Source organism: Pseudomonas sp. GL_117 (assembly GCF_057835125.1).
Genome location: NZ_CM174418.1, coordinates 555,911 through 576,024, shown reverse-complemented (window position 1 = coordinate 576,024; position 20,114 = coordinate 555,911). Strand labels below are relative to the sequence as shown.

18 protein-coding genes are annotated in these 20,114 nt (G+C 62.7%); 5 read left to right on the top strand and 13 right to left on the bottom strand.

The annotated features are described in order from the left end of the window. Positions 1-39 precede the first annotated feature (39 nt). Both waaA and AC3ISR_RS02445 read right to left on the bottom strand, forming a co-directional pair. Entirely contained in the window at positions 40-1,317 is a 1,278-nt protein-coding gene (waaA, locus tag AC3ISR_RS02450) for a lipid IV(A) 3-deoxy-D-manno-octulosonic acid transferase (RefSeq protein WP_463984682.1), read from the bottom strand. Positions 1,318-1,340: 23 nt separating this feature from the next. Further along, positions 1,341-2,231 carry a LysR family transcriptional regulator gene (locus AC3ISR_RS02445; RefSeq protein WP_192298270.1) on the bottom strand — a complete coding sequence of 297 codons (891 nt, stop codon included), beginning with the start codon at positions 2,229-2,231 and terminating at the stop codon, positions 1,341-1,343. 102 nt (positions 2,232-2,333) lie between these two features. On the opposite strand from AC3ISR_RS02445, the gene AC3ISR_RS02440 reads away from it, so the two are divergent. Genes AC3ISR_RS02440 through AC3ISR_RS02425 form a run of 4 tightly spaced genes read left to right on the top strand, consistent with a single transcriptional unit; the run spans position 2,334 to position 5,710 of the window. Then, positions 2,334-2,669 (top strand): DMT family transporter, encoded by a 336-nt coding sequence (locus AC3ISR_RS02440; RefSeq protein ID WP_192298271.1) that lies wholly within the window; start codon positions 2,334-2,336, stop codon positions 2,667-2,669. A gap of 55 nt (positions 2,670-2,724) precedes the next feature. Beyond that, positions 2,725-3,900 carry an NAD(P)/FAD-dependent oxidoreductase gene (locus tag AC3ISR_RS02435; RefSeq protein WP_192298272.1) on the top strand — a complete coding sequence of 392 codons (1,176 nt, stop codon included), beginning with the start codon at positions 2,725-2,727 and terminating at the stop codon, positions 3,898-3,900. Continuing rightward, entirely contained in the window at positions 3,897-4,709 is an 813-nt protein-coding gene (locus tag AC3ISR_RS02430; RefSeq protein ID WP_192298273.1) for an aldo/keto reductase, read from the top strand. The genes AC3ISR_RS02435 and AC3ISR_RS02430 overlap by 4 nt, the downstream gene beginning before the upstream one ends. A 41-nt stretch (positions 4,710-4,750) precedes the next feature. Then, complete coding sequence (locus AC3ISR_RS02425; RefSeq protein WP_192298274.1) at positions 4,751-5,710, top strand: metal ABC transporter ATPase; 960 nt, start codon at positions 4,751-4,753, stop codon at positions 5,708-5,710. A gap of 140 nt (positions 5,711-5,850) precedes the next feature. Here the strand turns inward: AC3ISR_RS02425 and AC3ISR_RS02420 are convergent, their stop codons facing one another. The 4 genes from AC3ISR_RS02420 to AC3ISR_RS02405 form a co-directional block, all read right to left on the bottom strand. Continuing rightward, positions 5,851-6,777, bottom strand: coding sequence for an NAD-dependent epimerase/dehydratase family protein (locus AC3ISR_RS02420; protein ID WP_463984681.1), 927 nt, complete (start codon positions 6,775-6,777; stop codon positions 5,851-5,853). After that, positions 6,770-8,194: a bifunctional D-glycero-beta-D-manno-heptose-7-phosphate kinase/D-glycero-beta-D-manno-heptose 1-phosphate adenylyltransferase HldE gene (gene hldE / locus AC3ISR_RS02415; protein ID WP_192298276.1), complete on the bottom strand. Its 1,425-nt coding sequence runs from the start codon at positions 8,192-8,194 to the stop codon at positions 6,770-6,772. Before hldE ends, AC3ISR_RS02420 begins: the two co-directional genes overlap by 8 nt. Positions 8,195-8,342: 148 nt before the next feature. Next, a complete protein-coding gene (gene msbA / locus AC3ISR_RS02410; protein ID WP_192298277.1) occupies positions 8,343-10,151 on the bottom strand; it encodes a lipid A export permease/ATP-binding protein MsbA in 1,809 nt (602 codons plus the stop codon). 8 nt (positions 10,152-10,159) lie between these two features. After that, positions 10,160-11,338, bottom strand: a complete 1,179-nt coding sequence (locus AC3ISR_RS02405) for an O-antigen ligase family protein (protein WP_463984680.1) — start codon at positions 11,336-11,338, stop codon at positions 10,160-10,162. Between the two features lie 150 nt (positions 11,339-11,488). Between AC3ISR_RS02405 and AC3ISR_RS02400 the strand changes: the two genes are divergently transcribed. After that, positions 11,489-12,055: a BUD32 family EKC/KEOPS complex subunit gene (locus AC3ISR_RS02400; RefSeq protein ID WP_192298279.1), complete on the top strand. Its 567-nt coding sequence runs from the start codon at positions 11,489-11,491 to the stop codon at positions 12,053-12,055. Here the strand turns inward: AC3ISR_RS02400 and AC3ISR_RS02395 are convergent. From AC3ISR_RS02395 to AC3ISR_RS02365, 7 genes are read right to left on the bottom strand one after another with little or no spacing between them, the layout of a single operon-like run. Further along, on the bottom strand, positions 12,044-13,129 hold the full coding sequence (locus AC3ISR_RS02395) for a glycosyltransferase (protein ID WP_463984679.1): 1,086 nt from the start codon (positions 13,127-13,129) through the stop codon (positions 12,044-12,046). The two genes, AC3ISR_RS02400 and AC3ISR_RS02395, sit on opposite strands and share 12 nt — an antisense overlap. 46 nt (positions 13,130-13,175) lie before the next feature. Next, positions 13,176-13,937 (bottom strand): glycosyltransferase family 2 protein, encoded by a 762-nt coding sequence (locus tag AC3ISR_RS02390; RefSeq protein ID WP_192298281.1) that lies wholly within the window; start codon positions 13,935-13,937, stop codon positions 13,176-13,178. A 46-nt stretch (positions 13,938-13,983) separates the two neighbouring features. Next, entirely contained in the window at positions 13,984-14,940 is a 957-nt protein-coding gene (locus tag AC3ISR_RS02385; protein ID WP_226455583.1) for a glycosyltransferase family protein, read from the bottom strand. A gap of 17 nt (positions 14,941-14,957) precedes the next feature. After that, positions 14,958-16,331, bottom strand: coding sequence for a PIG-L family deacetylase (locus tag AC3ISR_RS02380; protein WP_463984678.1), 1,374 nt, complete (start codon positions 16,329-16,331; stop codon positions 14,958-14,960). After that, positions 16,328-17,224, bottom strand: a complete 897-nt coding sequence (locus tag AC3ISR_RS02375) for an antimicrobial resistance protein Mig-14 (protein WP_192298284.1) — start codon at positions 17,222-17,224, stop codon at positions 16,328-16,330. The genes AC3ISR_RS02380 and AC3ISR_RS02375 overlap by 4 nt, the downstream gene beginning before the upstream one ends. Beyond that, positions 17,224-18,354, bottom strand: coding sequence for a glycosyltransferase (locus AC3ISR_RS02370; protein WP_463984677.1), 1,131 nt, complete (start codon positions 18,352-18,354; stop codon positions 17,224-17,226). The genes AC3ISR_RS02375 and AC3ISR_RS02370 overlap by 1 nt, the downstream gene beginning before the upstream one ends. Continuing rightward, positions 18,338-20,095, bottom strand: a complete 1,758-nt coding sequence (locus AC3ISR_RS02365) for a carbamoyltransferase family protein (RefSeq protein WP_192298286.1) — start codon at positions 20,093-20,095, stop codon at positions 18,338-18,340. Before AC3ISR_RS02365 ends, AC3ISR_RS02370 begins: the two co-directional genes overlap by 17 nt. Positions 20,096-20,114: the final 19 nt, after the last annotated feature.

Below are 20,114 nucleotides of genomic sequence, written 5' to 3'. Positions count from 1 at the left end.
TTTCGCGAGCAAGCCCGCTCCCACATTTGACCTCTATTGTCAGTGGGTGATGAGTCTGCTCAAACCATCCAGCAAACGCTTCAAAGCACCTTGGTTCGCCTGCATCACCTTGAGCCCCGCCTGCCCCATCCTGCGCGCATCCTGCGGCAACTCGAACAACTGCCGCACCGCCTCAGCCAACCCTTCGGCATCATCCACCTGCCGCAACGCCCCGCCTTCACGCATCATCGCGGTGATTTCGAGGAAGTTGAATACGTGCGGCCCCATGATCACCGGCTTGGCCAACGCCGCCGGCTCCAGCGGGTTATGCCCACCAGTCACCACCAGGCTGCCGCCGACAAAGGCACTGTCGGCCAAGGCATACAGAAACAGCAATTCGCCCATGGTATCGCCGAGCAACACCGAGGTTTGCGAGGTGACGGGTTCGCCCGTGGAACGGCGCACCGTGGCGAATCCCTGTTGCCCACACAACTCGAACATTGGCCCGAAACGCTCCTGATGGCGCGGCACCAGGATCAATAACGCATTGGGATAGCTGTCGAGCAACTGGCGATGGGCGGCGAGCACCACTTCATCTTCGCCTTCGTGGGTACTGGCGGCGATCCACACCGGACGCTCACTGGCGCCCCATTGTTCGCGCAAAGCGGCGGCGCGCTGCGGCAGTTCGGGGTCGATGGTCAGGTCGAACTTGATCGAGCCGGTCACTTCAACGGCTTGCGGACGCGCACCGAGGCTTAAAAAGCGCTGGGCTTCGGTTTGCGTCTGAACGGCCAACAGACTCATCTCTGCCAGCATCGGCGCGGTGAGCTTGGCGAAACGCCCGTAACCCTTGGCCGAGCGCGCCGACAGCCGCCCATTGGCCAACGCCACGGGAATACCGCGCAGGGCACAGGCGTGGATGTGGTTGGGCCACAACTCGGTTTCCATGATCACCGCCAGCTTCGGCTGCACGCGATCAAGAAAGCGCTTGGCGGCGCAAGGCAAATCATAGGGCAGGTAGCAGTGTTGGATGCGCGGCTCGTTGGCGAACAGCGCCTGGATGCGCTCGGAACCCGTGGGCGTCATGCAGGTCACGGTGATCACAAGCGTCGGATAACGCTCCAGCAACCCGCGCACCATGGGCGCGGCGGCGATGCTCTCGCCCACCGACACCGCATGCACCCAGATCCCGCCCGGCTGCAACACCGGCAAGCCATAGGAGAAACGTTCGCTCACCCGCTTGGCATAGGCCGGGGCCTTGCGCGCGCGCAGCCACAGACGTAAAGCCACCAACGGCAGCGCCAGGTAAAACAGACAGCTGTAGAGAGTTCTATTCATGGCGGCGGAGTTTATCGGCTTTTTCAGTCAATCGCCCGTAGACACTCGGCAAAACGTTCCGCCAGAAAGCGTGCGGCCGGGCCGAGGGGCTCGTCGCGGCGCCAGACCAACTCAACCACCAACGCCGGCGGGGTCCATTCGCTGTCGAGTTCGACCATCTGGTTCTGGTAGGTCGGGTATTGCACCACATGCCGCGGCAGCCAGGCCCAGCCGAGGCCACGGGTCAGCCATTCGGCCAGCACGTAGAAGCTGTCGGCACGCCACACCTGTGGGCTGGCAGCTTCACTGCCGGGGTAGACGCTGGTCTGGGTCGACATCAGCAGTTGGCGGTATTGCGCGAGGCCCTGGCAGTCCACGGTTTTCTGCCGAGCCAACGGGTGATTGCGCCCGCAGACGGTGACCATTTCCACACTGCCGACTACCCGCCGCTCCAGTGCCTCGGGGATCTGATCGTGATAGAACAACATGCCCAGGTCGGCCTTGCGCTCCACCAGCTTGCGTGCGACATCGCCTTGGGCGGCGCTGGAAATCTGCACTTCCAGGTTGGGAAACTGCCCGGCGAGCGCGTCCAGGCTGTCGAGCACCGGCTGATACAGCATCGCCTCATCCTGAGCCAGGCGCAGGCAGGCTTCTTCGCCGCGCATCAACGACAGCGCCCGGCCATTGAGGCGCTCGCATTGACGCAGCACTTCCCGGGCTTCTTCAAGCAACACCGTGCCAGCCTCGGTCAGGCGCGGTTGGCGGCCGCTGCTACGCTCGAACAGGCTCACGCCGAGGTCGGCCTCCAGCAGCGCAATCCCATTACTCACCGCCGACTGCGCCTTGCGCTGCCCGCGTGCCACCGCCGAAAACGAACGCTGCTCGGCGACGCTGACAAACAGGCGCATCTGCTCCAGGTTCCATTGCACGCTCATGGCTCAACCCATCTCCAATTCAGATAGGTAATGACTTTACCCCATCTGGCCAGGCCCTAAAATGGCGACATTATCAAACGCGCTTCACACCGAGGATTACCCATGAACCCTGCCTACTACTACCTGGCCATCGCCATCTGCTCGGAAGTGATCGCCACTGTTTCCATGAAAGCCATCAAGGGCTGGAGCACACCTATCCCACTGCTACTGGTGATCGTCGGCTACGGCGTGGCGTTCTGGATGCTGACCCTGGTGGTGCGCACCGTGCCGGTGGGCGTGGCCTACGCGGTGTGGGCCGGGATGGGCATCGTGATGGTGAGCGTCGCAGCGCTGTTCATCTACGGGCAGAAACTCGACCTGCCGGCGATGCTCGGCATGGGCCTGATTGTGCTGGGTGTGGTGGTGATCCAGTTGTTTTCGAAAACCGCCGGGCACTGACCACCACGCAACAGCCTGTATACTGCGCCTCTTGTCTTGAACACTGAGGTCGCCCATGCCATCCGTTATTTCCACCGACGTCCTGATTGTCGGCGCCGGGGTTGCCGGCCTCTGGCTGAATGCGCGCCTGCGCCGCCAGGGGTTTTCCACGGTATTGGTGGAAAACGCTACCCTGGGTGGCGGGCAAAGCGTGAAGTCCCAAGGGATCATCCACGGCGGCGCGAAATACGCCCTGCACGGCGCCCTCACCGGCGCCTCCGAAGCCATCGCAGACATGCCGCGCCGCTGGCGTGAAGCCTTGGCGGGCAATGGCGAGCTGGACCTGACCGGCGTGCGCGTGCTCTCCCAGGCCCATTACCTGTGGTCCCCCGGCACGCTCGCCGGCAACCTCACCAGCTTCTTCGCCAGCAAGGCCGTGCGCGGCCGTGTCGACCAGGTCAAGGGCGACGACCTGCCCCCAGCCCTGCAAGATCGCCGCTTCAAGGGCAAGGTCTATCGCCTGGCCGAACTCGTGGTGGACGTCCCCAGTGTGATCGAACGCCTGGCTCAATTGGCCGGCGACGGCTTGCTCGCCGGGCAGCACATCGAGCCGCTGCTGGACGGCAACAAGCTGGTGGGCCTGAAGGTGGATGGCCGCGAGATCCGCGCCCAGCGCATCGTGCTGAGCGCCGGTGGCGGCACCGCCGACCTGCTGACCAGCCTGGGCTTGAGCAAGCCGGCGATGCAAAAACGCCCGCTGCACATGATCATCGCCAAAGGCCCCGGCCTGAAGCCGCTGTACGCCCACTGCCTGGGCGGCGGCACCAAGCCGCGCCTCACCGTGACCACCCACCCGGCCGCCGATGGCAACTGGGTCTGGTACATGGGCGGCGACATTGCCGAGGCCGATGGCGTGGCACGTACGCCTGAAGAACAGATCGCAACGGCGCAAAAAGAACTGGCGCAATTGCTGCCGTGGATCGACATGAGCCAGACCCAATGGGCCACCCTGCGCGTCGACCGCGCCGAGCCACTGCAAACGGGCCTGAGCCGCCCCGACAACGCCTTCGTGTTTGAGGACGGCCGCCTGCTGGTAGGCTGGCCGACCAAACTGGCACTGGCGCCGGACTTCGCCGACCGGGTGATCAACAGCTTCGAACGTGATGGCATCCGTCCAGCCGCCAGCGAGCCGCTGCCCGAGCTGCCAAAGCCCGCCATCGGCGTACCGGCCTGGGAGCAACTGCTGCCATGAGCCTGCCGACCTTGCACGACCTGCATCGCCCCCTGGGCAGCACCGGCCTGCTGGTGTCGCCGCTGGGCCTGGGCACCGTCAAGCTGGGCCGTGACCAGGGGGTCAAATACCCCAACGGCTTCCAGATTCCAGATGACGACGCAGCCCGGATGCTGCTGCGTCAGGCCCAGCAATTGGGCATCAACCTGATCGACACCGCCCCCGCCTACGGCCGCAGCGAAGAGCGCCTGGGCCCGCTGCTGCGCGGCCAGCGCAAGGACTGGGTGATTGTCAGCAAGGTCGGCGAGGAATTCGACAATGGCGTGTCCCGCCACGATTTCAGCGCGGCCCACACTCGACTGTCGATTGAACGCAGCTTGAAACGACTGGAAACGGATTTTATCGACCTGGTGCTGGTGCACTCCGACGGCAACGACCTGCATATCCTCAACGACTGCGAGGTCTACCAGACCCTCGCCGAGCTGAAACAGGAAGGCAAGATCCGCGGTTTCGGTTTTTCCGGGAAAACCGTCGAAGGCGGCGTGAAGGCTCTGGAGCAGGGCGATTGCGCGATGGTCACCTACAATTTGAACGAACAGGCCGAGAAAGCCGTCATTGACTATGCGGCCGCCCACGGCAAAGGCATCCTGGTGAAAAAAGCCCTGGCCAGTGGCCACGTTTGCCTGGAGCCTGGAATGGATCCAATACGTGCCAGTTTCATGCTGTTGTTTGCGCAAACGGGCGTTGCCAGTGCTATTGTCGGGACCATCAATCCGCTGCACCTGGCCCATAACGTGGCGACCGCTGCCCAGGTTATTCGTCAACTCTGATGCCGCCGACGCGGCCGACCCAGTCGCAAGCAGGAGCCGACATGGCGCGCACGCTCATACGAAAAAACCCCAGCAACTTCAAGACACTGCCGCTGCACGTCGAAGCCACCCCCGAAGGACTGAACTACCAGAGCGTCGGCATGCCGCTCAACTTCGCCCAGACCCTGCAACGGCGCAAGCCGGTGGAGGTGGCCGACCCCGAGCGTTTCGTGCTGGAACTGGCGAACCTCGGCGTGTCGGTACGACTGACCCTGCACTGGCAAAACAAGGACTACTGGGTGCTGGTACGCCAGCGGCGCCAGGACCGTGGCGACGTGGTACTCAAGCTGATCTCCGGCTACGTCCCCGCCCACGAACTGAACCTGCCGCTGCACACCGCCATCCAGGAAATCGCCGAAGAGTGCCTGCTGGAAACGCCCGAAGGCTGGCTCGGCGGGCGCTTCAACGACACCTGGCTGCCGGCGCCCTACTCCGCCGCGCTGCATTACCGCGAAGCACTGCCGTTTCGCCTCAGCCCGTTGTCCGGCGCAGCTCGCCCGGTGCGTTGCGCGACCACCCAATTGATCGAACGCCCACGGGCCTATGTGCACCTGCCCACGGCGTCACTGCAATTGATCTACGACTTGCGCCTGGAAGTGCCGAAGGAAGCCAAGTCCCTGAGCCTGTTCCATGTGGACGAGCGCCTGGAAGGCGACCAGTTGGTGGCGCGCCTCGACCGCCAGCGCCCGGACCTGTACCTGATGCCACTCAAGGATGGCCAGCCCGTCGCTGAGCTCTACACCGTGAAGAAAGACCAGTTGTACCCGGCCAGCACCCGGGGTTTATTCCTCGCGGAGAGCTTCGCCCAGCAGGAAGGCTGGCTGGTGCGTGAGGAGCGGATTCGCTGGAAGGATTGGCTGCGCCAGCAAGGCTTGGCGGAGCCGGAGAAAGAATCGAAATTGAAGCGTTTGGCCCAGCGGGTGCTGCGCAAGATTACGCCGAAGAAGAAGGCCAGCAGCTAGCGGCTCCACTCCAATGCCAAGCCCGGCGCAAATCCAAATGTGGGAGCGGGCTTGCTCGCGAAAGCGGTGGATCAGCCCGCACAGGCAGAGACTGGTACAGCGCCTTCGCGAGCAAGCCCGCTCCCACATTTATAATTGCGTCAGCCGTTGAGCAAGCGTTCCAGGCCAACCTTCAGGGGGGTCGGTTCGGGGAGCGTGAAGCTCGCCAACAAGCGCTGATTATTCGCCCGCGAGTGGCGAATATCCCCCGAACGCGCCGGCCCGTAAGTCACCGCTGGCAACTTGCCGACCACCTCTTCCAGCGCCTGCAACACCTGCTTGAGCGTCGTCGTTCGATTCCAGCCCACATTGATCGCGCCCAACGGCGCGTCCGGCGCCTCAATGGCTTGCACCAACACGTCAACCAGATCTTCCACATACATGAAGTCACGGGTCTGCTCGCCATCGCCAAACACGGCAATCGGCACGCCCTGCTGCACGCGCTCGCTGAAGATGCTGATCACTCCGGAGTACGGCGAGGACGGGTCCTGGCGCGGCCCGAAGATATTGAAGAAGCGGAAAATTACCGGTTCCAGACCGTGCTGGCGACGGTAAAAGTCGAAGTAATGCTCGCCGGCCAATTTGTCGGACGCATAGGGCGTCAACGGCGCCTTGGTGGTCTCTTCGTCAATCGAAGCGCCCTCGCCATTGTTGCCGTACACCGCCGCGCTGGAGGCGAAGACCACGCGCTTCACCGCCGCTTTGCGCATGGCTTCGCACACGTTCAGCGTACCGACGAAATTGCTCTGGTGCGTGCTGACCGGGTCATCCACCGATGCCTGCACCGAGGCCACCGCCGCCAGGTGCACCACCGCCGCCGTGCCGACTGCGGCACGCGCGACCAGCTCGGCGTCGGCGACATCACCCTCAAGCAACTCGACCCGCGGATTATCCAACGGCAGGTTGCTGCGCTTGCCGGTGGACAGGTTGTCCAACACGCGCACGCCGTAGCCCTTGGCCAACAACGCATCGACCAGGTGCGAGCCGATAAAGCCCGCACCGCCGGTTATCAGGACACACTTACTCATTGTTGCGAATCTTCTCTACGATGGCCGTGGTCGAGCTGTTTTCAACCAGCCCCAGCACTTTGACCGTGCCGCCATAGGCACTGACGATGTCGGCACCGACCACCTGGTCGACGGAGTAATCGCCGCCCTTGACCAGTACGTCCGGCTTGACCTGGGCCAGCAGGTTTTCCGGGGTACCTTCAGCGAAGCTGATCACCCAGTCCACCGCGCCCAGGCCAGCCAGGACCGCCATACGACGGTCGACACTGTTGATCGGACGGCCCGGGCCTTTGAGGCGGCTGACCGACGCGTCGTCGTTGACCGCGACGATCAGGCGATCGCCTTGGGCGCGCGCCTGTTCCAGATAGGTCACGTGGCCAGCATGCAGGATGTCGAAGCAGCCGTTGGTGAACACAATGCTTTCGTTGTGGGCACGGGCATCGTCGATCGCCAGCAGCAATTGCTCGATCCCCAGCACGCCACGCTCCGAACCTTCGGAACGCTGGATGGCGCGCCGCAGTTCCGGTGCACTGATGGCCGCCGTACCCAACTTGCCCACCACAATGCCCGCCGCCAGGTTGGCCAGGGCCACGGCGTGAGGCAGTTCTTCGCCGGCCGCAATCGAGGCGGCCAGGGTGGAGATCACGGTGTCGCCGGCGCCGGTGACGTCGAACACTTCACGGGCCCGCGCCGGCAGGTGCATCGCCGGATGATCCGGACGCAGCAGGGTCATGCCGTGCTCGCCACGGGTCACCAGCAAGGCGCCAAGGTCGAGGTCGGCCATCAATGCCGCGCCTTTGCTCACCAGCTCGTGCTCATCGGCGCAGCCGCCGACGATGGCTTCGAACTCGCTGAGGTTCGGCGTGATCAGGCTGGCACCGCGATAAATCGAGAAATCCTTGCCCTTGGGGTCGGCCAGCACCGGAATGCCCTTGGCCTTGGCGGCCTGGATCAGTGCCTGGTGGTTCTTCAAGGCGCCTTTGCCGTAATCGGACAACACCAGCACCTTGATGCCTTCGAGCAACGCATCGACCTGACCGCTGAGGGCCAGGGCGTCGGTGGCGAAGGGTTCTTCAAAATCGATCCGCAGCAATTGCTGGTGACGACTCATGACCCGCAGCTTGACGATGGTCGGCTGATGGGCAATGCGCTGGAACAGCGCACGCACGCCGGCACCGCGCAGGCTGTTGGCCAGGCTGTCGGCGGCTTCGTCATCGCCGGTCACGCCGACCAGGGAGGCCGGGGCGCCGAGGGCGGCAATATTGAGGGCAACGTTGGCAGCGCCGCCTGGACGGTCTTCGATTTGCTCGACCTTGACTACCGGTACCGGCGCCTCAGGGGAAATCCGTGAGGTACCACCATGCCAGTAACGGTCGAGCATGACATCGCCGACCACCAAGACAGGGGCTTGATCGAATCGCGGCATGGACAACTTCATGGAGCAACCCACATACAAAATGAACAGGGGCGCGATATTAGCACAGGGTGGGCGCTGCCTAGTTCGAGAGCTTTATCTGTAAGACATCCGACCGCGCAACTGCTCACTTTTTGAACAAAAAACGGGGCGCATTGCGCGCCCCGGTCGGTCAGACGATGTTGGCCGTTGCCGGCTCGTCCAGCCCCATGGCGTGCAAACGCGAGTAGTAGCCACCCAAGGCCAACAAATCGGCATGGGTGCCACGCTCGACGATTTCACCGTGATCCATCACCAGGATCAGGTCAGCCTTCTCGATGGTGGACAAGCGGTGCGCAATCACCAGGGTCGTACGGCCCTTCATGACTTTGTCCAGGGCGGCCTGGATATGCCGCTCGGACTCGGTGTCCAGCGCCGAGGTCGCCTCATCGAGGATCAGCAGCGGCGCGTTTTTCAGCAAGGCACGGGCAATCGCCAGACGCTGGCGCTGACCGCCGGAGAGCAGCACGCCGTTTTCGCCGACTTCGGTGTCCAGGCCCTTGGGCAGCTCGGCGATGAAGTCCATGGCGTAGGCATCACGGGCAGCTTTTTCGACGTCTTCACGCGGCGCGCCGGCCAGGTCGCCGTAGGCAATGTTGTTGGCCACGGTGTCGTTGAACAGCGTCACGTGCTGGGTCACCTGGGCCACATGACGGCGCAGGTTGCGCAGGCGGTAGTCCTCGATTTCCACTTCATCAAGCAGGATCTCGCCGACTTCATGATGGTAGAAACGCGGAATCAGCGCGGCCAGGGTGGACTTGCCACTGCCCGAACGCCCGACCAGCGCGACCATCTGGCCTGGCGCTGCGATGAAGCTGATGTTCTTGAGCACTTCGCGCTCGGTGCCGGGGTAGGTGAAGCTCAGGTTGCGCACCTCAAGGTGGCCGCTGACCCGCTCTTTTTCCACAGTGCCGGTGTCGACTTCAGGCACCACGTCCAGCTGTTCGAAGATGCTCTCGGCACCGGCGACGCCCTTCTGGATCGTCGAGCTGACTTCCGACAACTGGCGGATCGGCTTGGGCAGCAGGCCCGCAGCCGTGATATAGGCCACCAGGTCGCCGGCGGTCGCATCACCCCGCAGGAACAGCACCAGGAACATCAGCGCCGCCATCGCGGTGTAGATCACCAATTGCAGCATGGGCGTGTAGACCGCACCGGTCTTGGTCATGCGCATCTGCTTTTCGGTGTTGCTCATGCTCGCCTTGGCGAAACGCTGCTCTTCGTAGGTCTCCCCACCGAAGCTGCGCACCACGCGATAACCCTGGATGGTTTCCGAGGCCACGTGGGTCACGTCGCCCATCGCCACCTGGATTTTCTTGCTCTGCTTGCGGAATTTCTTGCTGGTGCTGCCGACCATCATGGCAATGATCGGCAGGATCGCCAGCATCACCAGGGTCAGCTTCCAGTTCATCCACAACAGGTAGCCGAACAGGAACACAACCGTCAGGCCTTCGCGGATCACGACCTTGATCGCATCCGTGGCGGCGCCGGTGACCATGGTCACGTTGAAGGTGATGCGGGAAATCAGGTGCCCGGAGCTGTGGGTATCGAAATAGCGGTTGGGCAGGACCAGCAGTTTGTTGAACAACTGCACCCGCAAATCGTGGACCAGCCCCAGGGAGACCTTGGCCAGGTAGTAATTGCCCAGGAAAGAGCCCAGCCCCTGCCACGCGGCGATCAGCACGATCAGCAGCGGCACGGCCATCAGCAGTTTCAGATCCTTGAGGTACGGAACACTGGGGAAAAACACCACGTCCGGGTTGCTCAGGCCATCCACGAAGTATTTGAGAATCCCGGCCAGCATGGGCTGGGTGGATGCGAAAATCACAAACCCGATAATGCTCACGAGGAACATGCCGATGTACGGCTTCACGTATCCCAGCAGCCTGAAATAAATTTTCAGGCTGGATTCCTGTTCCGCTTTAGGCGGTGCGTCACTCATTGTTGAGCTCACTGATTAGGTAGGGCGGCAACTTTATCACAAGCACCGGGTTTGGCCCGAGCCCAGACCGACACACTGACCAGCGCGATCGGCAGCCAGGTGATAAACCACTCGGCACGCGGGGTGCCGGTGAGGTTGGCCGCATCGAACTGCATCGCCAGGGTAGAGAACACCCACATGCCGATGAGGCCTTTGCCGTAATGGGTGTCACGCACTTTCCAGGCTTGCCACAGCACGCCGAACCACACCGCGCACCACAGCAGCAGGCCCGGCAGGCCCAGTTCGATGGCGACGTGGGTGAACAGGTTGTGGGAATGGTCGAAGCGGAATTCATTCCAGACCACGTTGTAATTACCACCCAGGCCCAGACCGGTCCAAGGGTGCTCGCCAATCATCTGCAGCGCCGCCATGAAAATCTGCGGCCGGAACGACACGCCACGGGACAGCATCAACGATTGCATCGACACGAATACCACCACCGCCGCCACCGCTGCTGCGATCGCGATCACCGTGCTGCGTCGGTCGCGGCTCCACAGCGGCATCGCCACCACGCTCAACAGCAAGGCCAGCGCGGCACCACGGCTCTGGCTCGCCACGACAAACAGGCCGAGCAGCCCGATCGCCGCCAGGGAGGCCACTTGCATCCAGCGTCCGCGGGGCATCCAGTGCAGCATCCACACAGCCGCGAGACCAATGACGTACGCACCCAGGATCGGATGGGACAGCTGCCCCAACCCTTCAAGACGAGCGTCCCAGGCATTGCCTTGAAGGCCATAGAACCTGACCATCGCCAGCAGCGACGACAACGCCAGGCCAAAGCCGCCCCACTGCATCAGGCGAACCACCTGCTCGGTGCGCCCTTGGGCAAGCACCGGCAAGAACAGCAGGAATACGCCGATATACAGCAGGCGCTTGGCTTCGCGGGAAGGGTCCTCGGCATTGGTCCACAGCAGGCTGATCAAGCCCCAGGCCGCCATTACGCCCAGCGCCAGGTAGACCCAGCGCTGAGCCTGCCAGACCTGCTTGAGCTGCTCACGGGCAGACCAGGCAAACACCATGGCCGGCAGCCACAAGAACAGCGTCAGCCCCTGTTGATAGATCTTATTGGTCGGCGCAAAGGCGATTGCCAGTAAAAACCACAGCAACCCGAACCCCATCCATACTTGCGCCCAACGACTTGCCTGCATCATCCGCTCCTAATACTACGGCCAACCTGCCACCCCGGCATGGTTAAAACCCAAAACTTTCGGCATCATTGCCGACTCATGTGCCCGCGACTCCCACAAGGCTTCCTGACGATGCAATGTTCAAGGCTTCCCCAAGCCGCTCTAAACACGATGATTGAAGGCGCCAGAATCCTGGAGAAGGACAGCTATGGGCCCAAAGTCTACCTGCTGACGGACGGGAACATCCTTAAACTGTTTCGTCGCAAGCGGTTTTTTTCTTCCGCCTTGTTTCGCCCGTACTCCAAGCGTTTCATCGATAACGCGCTCGGGTTGCAACAACGCGGCATTCCCACCCTCACCGTACTCGACAGCTTCCAGCTGGACGCGCCCGGCATGACCGCCGTGCTGTATCGCCCGCTACCGGGCGAGACGCTGCGCCAGATCGCCAACAAGGAAGGTTTTGACTGGGAGCAGAACCTGGAACCGCTGGTGACGCTGATTCGCCGCCTGCATGGCGCCGGGATCTACTTCCGCTCCCTGCACCTGGGCAACATTGTCGTGACACCGGACAACCAGATGGGCCTGATCGACGTGGCCGACCTGCGCTTCCTGCGTGCGCCGCTGAGTCCGGCGCTGGTCAAGCGCAACCTGCAGCACTTCGCCCGCTATATTGCGCGCGAGAAGCTGAACGAACGCTTTCCGATGCAAGCGCTCGAACAAGCCGTACTACCGGGGTGAGAGCAGCCGGCGGGCGGTGGCGGTGAAGTCCTGCCAGGCCTGTTCCGGCGCCAGCGCCGCCAACTGAGCCGCCACGGCGACGTGCGGGCTGGTTGAGAAAGCGCGCTCCAGCAGTTGCGTCCAGGCGTCGACAGCGTCAGCCGGTGCATACCAACCAGCGTCCGCCAATTGCTCGCGGAACACCGCCAGCTCGCTGGTCAGCACCGGCACACCGGCCATCACGGCCTCCTGCACGATCAACCCAAGCCCCTCCTCCGAAGACGGTATCGCCACCCAATCAAATGCGCGATACAGGGTCGCCGCGTCCGCCAGGTGCCCCGGCATGAAGACTTTGCCGCGCAAGCCAAGGTGCTCGATCTGCGCTTCAAGCTCCGCACGCGCAGTGCCTTCGCCAATGATCACCAAGCGCGCCTCGGGCCGACGCGAGGTCACGGCGGCAAACGCATCCAGCAAACAGGCAAAGCCCTTGCTGCCCACCAGGCGCCCCACAGCGCCCAGCACCGGCGCGTTGTCTGCGGCCAGGCCCAACTGCGCGCGGGCCTGCTCGCGGGACAGCATCGCGGCGCAAAACGCGCTGGGGTCAAAGGCGCTGCGCAGCACTGCCACCGGGCGATGCAATTCGCGCTGCAACGAGTCGGCCAGGGTCTGCGACACGGCTGCCACGGTCAGTCGGGTCTCGGAGAATTGCTCGAACAACTTGCGATCCGTGCGACGCAGGCGCGTCATGCCGTGAAACAGCACCACAGCACGTACCTCGGGTACGGTCTTGAGCACCGGCAACAACACCCGCGCAACGCCGACGCCATCGAGCAGCACGACCTTCACGTCCTGCGGCAGCGCCCGTCGAAAACGCGCGCGCATGCGCGGCAGCAGCAACGCCCACAGGTGACGACCCTTGAGCTGAGCCGATGAGAGATTCCATTCCAGCGCCCCATCTCCAGCTTGTGCACCGCCCTGAAGCAGCCAGGTATGCACGGCTGCACCGCAGTCGACGCTGCCAAGCACTTGCTGATGAACCTTCTGCACGGAAGCGAATGCAGTACCACCGGCCCACATGACGTTGAGGATGCTCATTGAATAATACGAACCTTCTGCGGTGTTCTGGAGGCGTGCATGCAACTCAATTGACCAGCCAGCCGATGGCGAGGCCCAACAGCAGCATGGCGACCAGCTTGATCCGCTCGCGCCGCTTGCGCTTGGCCTTGTTCAAGCGCTCGGCCGAGGTCGACACATGCAAGCCGAAGCCGGTGTGCAATACCGCATCGCCCTCAAGGGTCACGGCCATCAAGTTCAACTGCGCATAGCGCCGCGACAAGCCCTTCTCGCCCTCGAACCCGGCATAAGGCGCGCACAACGCGTACTCCTTGAGGCGGCGCAAACCGGGGTTCAGGGAAAACGCCTGCCACTCCGGCTTGTCGGAGATCAGCGGGTAGCACGGCACCCCACCGATCAGCTCACGCGGCCCCAGATGGATATAGGGGCTGTGCACCTGCAAGTCATAGACAAAGTTGCGCAACCACACCTGGAGCACATCCGGGCGCAGCTCCAACACCGTCTTGGAGTCCTCGACAAACCCCGGGCGGTAAAACTCCCAGTCATCTTCACAATGGAAAATATAGGGTGTCTTCACCGACGCGTAGGCCAGGTCGATGGATGCCAACTGCCCCAGCTTCGGGCGGTTGACGAAGAAAGTGCAATGTTCCTGCCAATGGGCCGGAATCGCCTGGCGTACCGCGTCGTCACCGGCGTCCTCGGTGATGAACACCTCGCGGATGTCAGCCGTGTTGAACACGTCGAAGCTTTCAAGCGTGCGCTTTAACAGATCAAAGCGACCGCAGCTGGTCACTACAAGGGTGATGTCGCTCTGTTCGGAAAATCGCACGTGGGCACCAACAATAAAATGACCGCAATCGACGGCCTGACAGAGGTTACACGCCCAGTTTCAGGCGCAGCGTTTCCAGCAAACTCAACGGCGCACGTGGCCGCAGAGGTGGCTGCAGCACTTCGACAATACGCTGGCCGATACGTGCAAAGCTAAACTGGCTGACAGCCAGCTCCTGGCCTTTACGCGCAATATCCGCCGCCAACTGAGGGTTGGCGCGCAACTCGGCGAGTTTTTCCTGCAATTGCGGGATGTCTTTATAGAACACTACGTTGACCTTGTCCTTGAAACCCAGGGCCTGGTTTTCCGCCTCGCCCTGGTCAAACGCCAGCAGCACGCAACCACAGGCCATGGCTTCGAAGTTCTTGATCATGTATTCGCCCATACCCACGTCGGCACTGACAAAAAAGCGGATCCGGTTGAGCGTCGCACAATATTCCTCACCCGACTTGGTACGCGTCACCACCAGCGGCTCGACCCGTGCCAGCTCATCGAGCAACGCCTTGCGCCCGCTGTAGGCCACGCTATTGGTGCTACCGACAAACGCCAGCTCGATGTCACGCTCACGCGCCTGCGGCTGCAACAGCGCCTGGTCGTAGCCCTTGGGCACGAACACCGCGTCGAAGCCTTCCGCACGCAGGCGCTCGGTCACCATGAAGCCCGAGCTGATCACCCGCGCCCAGGGTAAACGGCGGTAATGGGCACTGAATTTTCCGGTGTATTTGCAGGGAATGTAGTTCTGGTAGGCATCGTGTTCGAGGATCACCAGATTGGGGATCGTACGGATAAAACCGGCCTGGCGGATCTCCTGCTTGAAACGCAGGAAGAACACGATGCGGTCGTAGCGGGTCACATCGACTTCGCGGCGAAAGTAGCCGCGCAGGTTGCGCTGCTCGGCGCTGCTCAGCCAGCGGGTATCGCATTCGCAATGCTCGGCGATGCCTTCGTAAAGACGATCGAGGATGGCGCGCTGTTCTTTCTGCACCAGAAATAAAACTTTCATGCTCTTCCTTTCACAGGTCACAAACGCCAGAACAACTCATGTCGCCGCACCGCCTTGCGGAAAAACTCGTTCTCCCCGTAAGGCGAACGCGCGCGCCCGGCCAGTACACGCTGCAACAAGCGCCGGACACGCCGCTTGAAGGGTGGCGCGGGTTGCAGGTCGTGCATCATGCCCAGTGCCATGGCCTTGTCGCGCTGTTGCGCCAACGTCAGCGGCAGGCTGCACGGATGCAGCTCCTGGGTTGCATCGAACAGCGGCGGCAAGGCTATGCCACTGCCAGCGTCGCCCATGGGCCAGCGGTCATTGTCATGCAGATGATTGGCGTAGCCCAGCAGCGTGGTTGGCTGCCACTCCAGGCCTTGCAAGGCCTGCATGACGGCGCTCTGCGCGCAGATATGATCGGGGTGCGGGTCCAGCGCCGAGTACGGCAGCACGATCACTTCAGGGCGCGCCATCAACAGCACCGCGCGCAGATCGGCCAGCAGGTTATTCCAGGTCGGCAAGCCGTCGCTATCCGACGGCAGCGGGAACGGATTGAACTGGCGAAACGGCCGCACATCGCTCAGTTCGGCTTCACGGGAGGCGAAGGGCTGGGCTGGCGCGGCCTGCATGGCTTGCAATTGCAGGCAGAAATAACCCAGTTGCACGCAGTGTGCCTGGGGTACGCCCGCCCATAGCGGCACGGCGATGCTGTCCCAGGCGCGCAGGCGGCCCTTGATGCGCGCGGCTTCGACCGTGTCCAGGCCCATCTGCTGATAGTGTTCGGCTTCGATTTCGCCCGCCGTAAGGGTAACGATCCACGGCTTTTCGGCCTGGCTGTAGAGCCCGAAAGCGGCCAGTTCGGCATCGTCGGCGTGGGGCGCGATGACCATCACGCGCTGGGCGCTGTAATCCGGCTGGGTCCAGGCCCACAGCCGCGGTGTGCCGAGCAGGCGACAATGGCGACCGCGCAGCTGCAACTGATCCAGCGCCAAACCGCTGAGGTTGAGATAACGCACGCCGTTGACCCCACGCTCAAAGGTTTGGCGGTCGTCACCCAGGGCAATGTTCGGGTCGAGAAAGCGTCCCAGCCAGGTGCTTTTGACTGTGATCGCCAGCACCAGCGTGGCGTCTGCGGCGACCGGTTGATCGAGCAACAAGCGCCCGTTCTCCAGGCGCACGCCGGATAACTCGGCATCGGCCGAGAAGCGGTATTGATAGTCTTCGTTGGGAGCATAAAACAGGTGGTCGGCAAACCACGCTTCGTGAGCGATCCAGGCCAGCACGGCCAACAGCAACGGCAACCACCAGGCCACCAGGATGCCGATCAGCACCAGCAGCAACACACCAATCAACAGCGCCATGCGCTTGTTGCGCCGATGGCGCTTGAGCAATTGCTGCTTGCGAGTCATGAGCTGAACACCTGCACAGGGTTGCACCAGCGGTCCTTGTACTCGCGGTCGGCACGCCCAAACGAAAAGCGCAGCGGCTTGCCGACTTCGCGGGCCTGTTCCCAGGCGCTCTGGGTGTTGAGAAAGCTCAACACGCTGCCGGGGCTGAAGGCACGGGTCTCAGGGTCGACCCCGCCGTTGACGTACTCCACGCTGATCCACTCTGGCGACTCGACCCGGTACACCAACTGGATCGCGATAGGCGCATCGTTGAGGAAGATCACCGAACCGATCAACCACTCGCGCAGCAACTCGATCACCTCGGCCAGCCGCTCGGCCCCCGTTGCGACAAAGCCCCAGCGACGCAGGAACAGGTCGCAGTAGATCGACGCCAGCTCAGTGCTGGAAAACTCGCTGACCGGCCGTACCACCCCGCCCGCCTCTTCCAGCAGGCGCAGTTCGCGGCGCTGGTTGTAGCGGAATTTCTTCGACAAATCTTCGGGCGTGCGTGCCATGGCCAACTGCTCGGCCTGGGGCTTGAGCCCAGTGAAACGGCCTTCATTGAGGCCCGACAGGTAACGCCCACGCTGGCGCAGTGGCGCCTGCGCATCGGCAGCGGCCGGCAGGATGATCTCGGCATTGCCCAGGTCGAACAGGCCTTTCTTGCCGCTGCGCTTGAGCACGTCCTTGGACAAGGCCAAGTCGCGGCCCCAGGTGGCAATGCACGCCTTGAGTTCACCGGCCTGTTCCCAGGCCAGGTAGCGCACCGGAATAGCCGCCAGCCCGGCCAGGCGTTCGATCACTTGCGGATGCGTCGCGACGCTGCCGCCAAAACGCTGCCAGGCCTGGCTGTAGGCCGGTGCATCGACGACGGTCCAGCCGCGCTCGCGCCAGCCTTGGAATCGATTGAGCATCAAGCCCTCGCGGTCAGTTCAATAACGTGTGGCAGTTGCCAGAAAGCAGTGCGTACCGCCTGATCCGAGAAGCGCGCGTGCAGACGCTCCAGCATCAGCTCGGCGCACTGGCGTCGCTGGTGTTGATCCATCGCGGCCAGGTGCCCCAGGCCTTGGGCCAGGTGCTCGGCGTCGCCGAATGGGAACAGGATGCCCACGCCTTCGACCACTTCCTTGGCGCCGCCGCAAGCAGTGGCCAGCAACGGTACGCCGGCGGCCATGGCTTCAAGCAGCACCATGCCGAACGGCTCGTGGTCGGAGCTCAGGGCAAACACGTCAAACCCGCGGAAATAGCGACGCGCATCCGGCACCTGGCCGAGGAACAGGACCTTGTCGGCAATCCCCAGTTCACGCGCCAGCTCCTTGAGGTCCTGCTCCAGGCGGCCGGTGCCGAGGATCGCCAGGCGGCTTTCGGCGGGCAACCGAGGCAAGGCCAGGGCGAAGCCCTTGAGCAGCGTGGCCTGGTCCTTGTCCGGGTGCAGGCGGCCGACGTTGCCGACCACCCACTCATCCGGCGAGAGCCCGAGGGCGTCCCGCGCCTCGTCCCTCGAGACTTGCAGAGCCTGCATGGCCTCGACATCGATGCGGTTGTACAAGGTCTGGATGCGCGCCGCCGGCCAGTTCGGCAGGCAACGGCGGATGTCGTCGCGCACGGCGTCGGAGACACCCAGCAAGCTCAGGCGCTTGCGGAAAATCGAAGCGAACAGGCGGCGGCCACGACGTTGGTAGTCACCAAAGGCGTGATGCACGCCGATCACCTGCAAACGCGTCGCGAGCAAGGCGACGTAGATCGGCTTGGCACGGTGCGCAATACAGAAACTGAAATTGCGCGATGCGGCAATCTTGCGCATCTCGGCGATGGCGCCCAGCTTCAAGCCACGAATGGCCTTGGAGCTGAACTCCATGAACAACACTTCATCAGAGGCGCAACCGGCCGCGACCTCAGGGTCGGCGACCCCGGTGAGAAACACCGTGGTCACCTTGTAGCCGGAGCCTGCGAACAAACTGGCGTACTGCCGCGCGCAGTCCAGGAACGGCCCGTCATAGCCGTGGCAGAACTGCAGGACGTGGCGATCAGCCGAGCGAGTCATAAGGGTCCACGCCGTCCTTGACCACCAGGATGTCTTCCATGATCAGGTACTGCAGGTCGGACCCGAAGAACATGTCCAGCGCGTCTTTCGGCGAGCAGATCATCGCTTCGCCACGACGGTTGAGCGAGGTGTTCAGCGACACGCCGTTGCCGGTCAGCACTTCCAGCTCTTTCATCATGTCGTAGTAGCGCGGGTTGTATTCGCGCTTGAGCACCTGGGCGCGGGAAGTGCCATCTTCATGGACCACTTCCGGCACGCGGGTCTTCCACTCTTCCGACACTTCAAAGGTGAAGGTCATGAACGGCGCCGGGTGATCGACCTTGATCATCTGCGGGGCCACGGTGTCGAGCATCGACGGGCAGAAAGGCCTCCAGCGCTCGCGGAACTTGATCTGGTGGTTGATACGGTCAGCCACGCCGGTGGCGCTTGGGCAACCGATGATCGAACGACCGCCAAGGGCACGCGGGCCAAACTCCATGCGGCCCTGGAACCAGGCCACCGGGTTGCCGTCGACCATGATCTTGGCGATGCGTTTAGGCATGTTCTCGATCTTGCGCCATACCGGCTTGCTCGCGTGCTTGGCGCACGCCGCGATCACGTCTTCGTTGCTGTAGGACGGGCCGAGGTAGACGTGTTCCATCTTCTCCACGGGTACACCCCGGGCGTGGGACACGTAGGCCGCCGCGCCCACCGCAGTACCGGCATCGCCGGACGCCGGCTGCACGAACAGCTCTTTCACGTCGTCGCGGGCAATGATCTTCTGGTTCAGCTTGACGTTCAGCGCGCAACCGCCGGCGAAGGCCAGCTTGCCGGTGTCCTTGAGGATGTCGCCCAGGTAGTGGTCGATCATCTGCAAGGCCAGCTTTTCGAACAGTGCTTGCATGCTGGCGGCGTAGTGAATGTACGGCTCGTCGGCGATGTCGCCTTCGCGTTTCGGGCCCAGCCACTCGATCAGTTTCGGCGAGAAGTAGAAACCCTTGCCCTTCTCTTTGTAGCGACGCAGGCCGATGACGTTGGCGTAGTCGGTGTTGATCACCAGTTCGCCGTTTTCAAACGAGGCCAGGCGCGAGAAATCGTATTTGCTGGCGTCGCCGTACGGCGCCATGCCCATGACCTTGAACTCGCCGTCGAGCATCTCGAAACCGAGGAATTCGGTGATCGCGCCGTACAGGCCGCCGAGGGAGTCTGGATCGTAGAACTCCTTGATCTTGTGGATCTTGCCGTTCTCGCCATAACCGAAGAACGTGGTGGCGTACTCACCTTTACCGTCGATGCCGAGGATCGCGGTTTTCTCCTGGAAGCCGGAGCAGTGGTAGGCGCTGGAAGCGTGGGCCAGGTGGTGTTCAACCGGCTCGATCTTGATTTTCTTCGGATCGAAGCCCAGTTGCTCCAGGCACCAGACGATCTTGTTGCGATAGCGCTTGTAGCGACGGTTGCCCATCAGGATCGCGTCGAGGGCGCGGTCCGGGGCGTACCAGTAACGCTTGGCGTAGTGCCAGCGCGCCTCGCCGAACAGGCTGATCGGGGCGAACGGGATCGCCACTACGTCAACGTCGGAGGGCTTGATACCGGCTTGTTCCAGGCAGAACTTCGCCGATTCGTAGGGCATGCGGTTCTTTGCATGTTTGTCGCGTACGAAGCGCTCTTCTTCGGCGGCCGCGATCAGCTTGCCGTCGATATACAGGGCTGCGGAAGGATCATGGCTAAGGGCGCCGGACAGGCCAAGAATCGTCAATGCCACAGGGGTCTAGCCTCTTTTA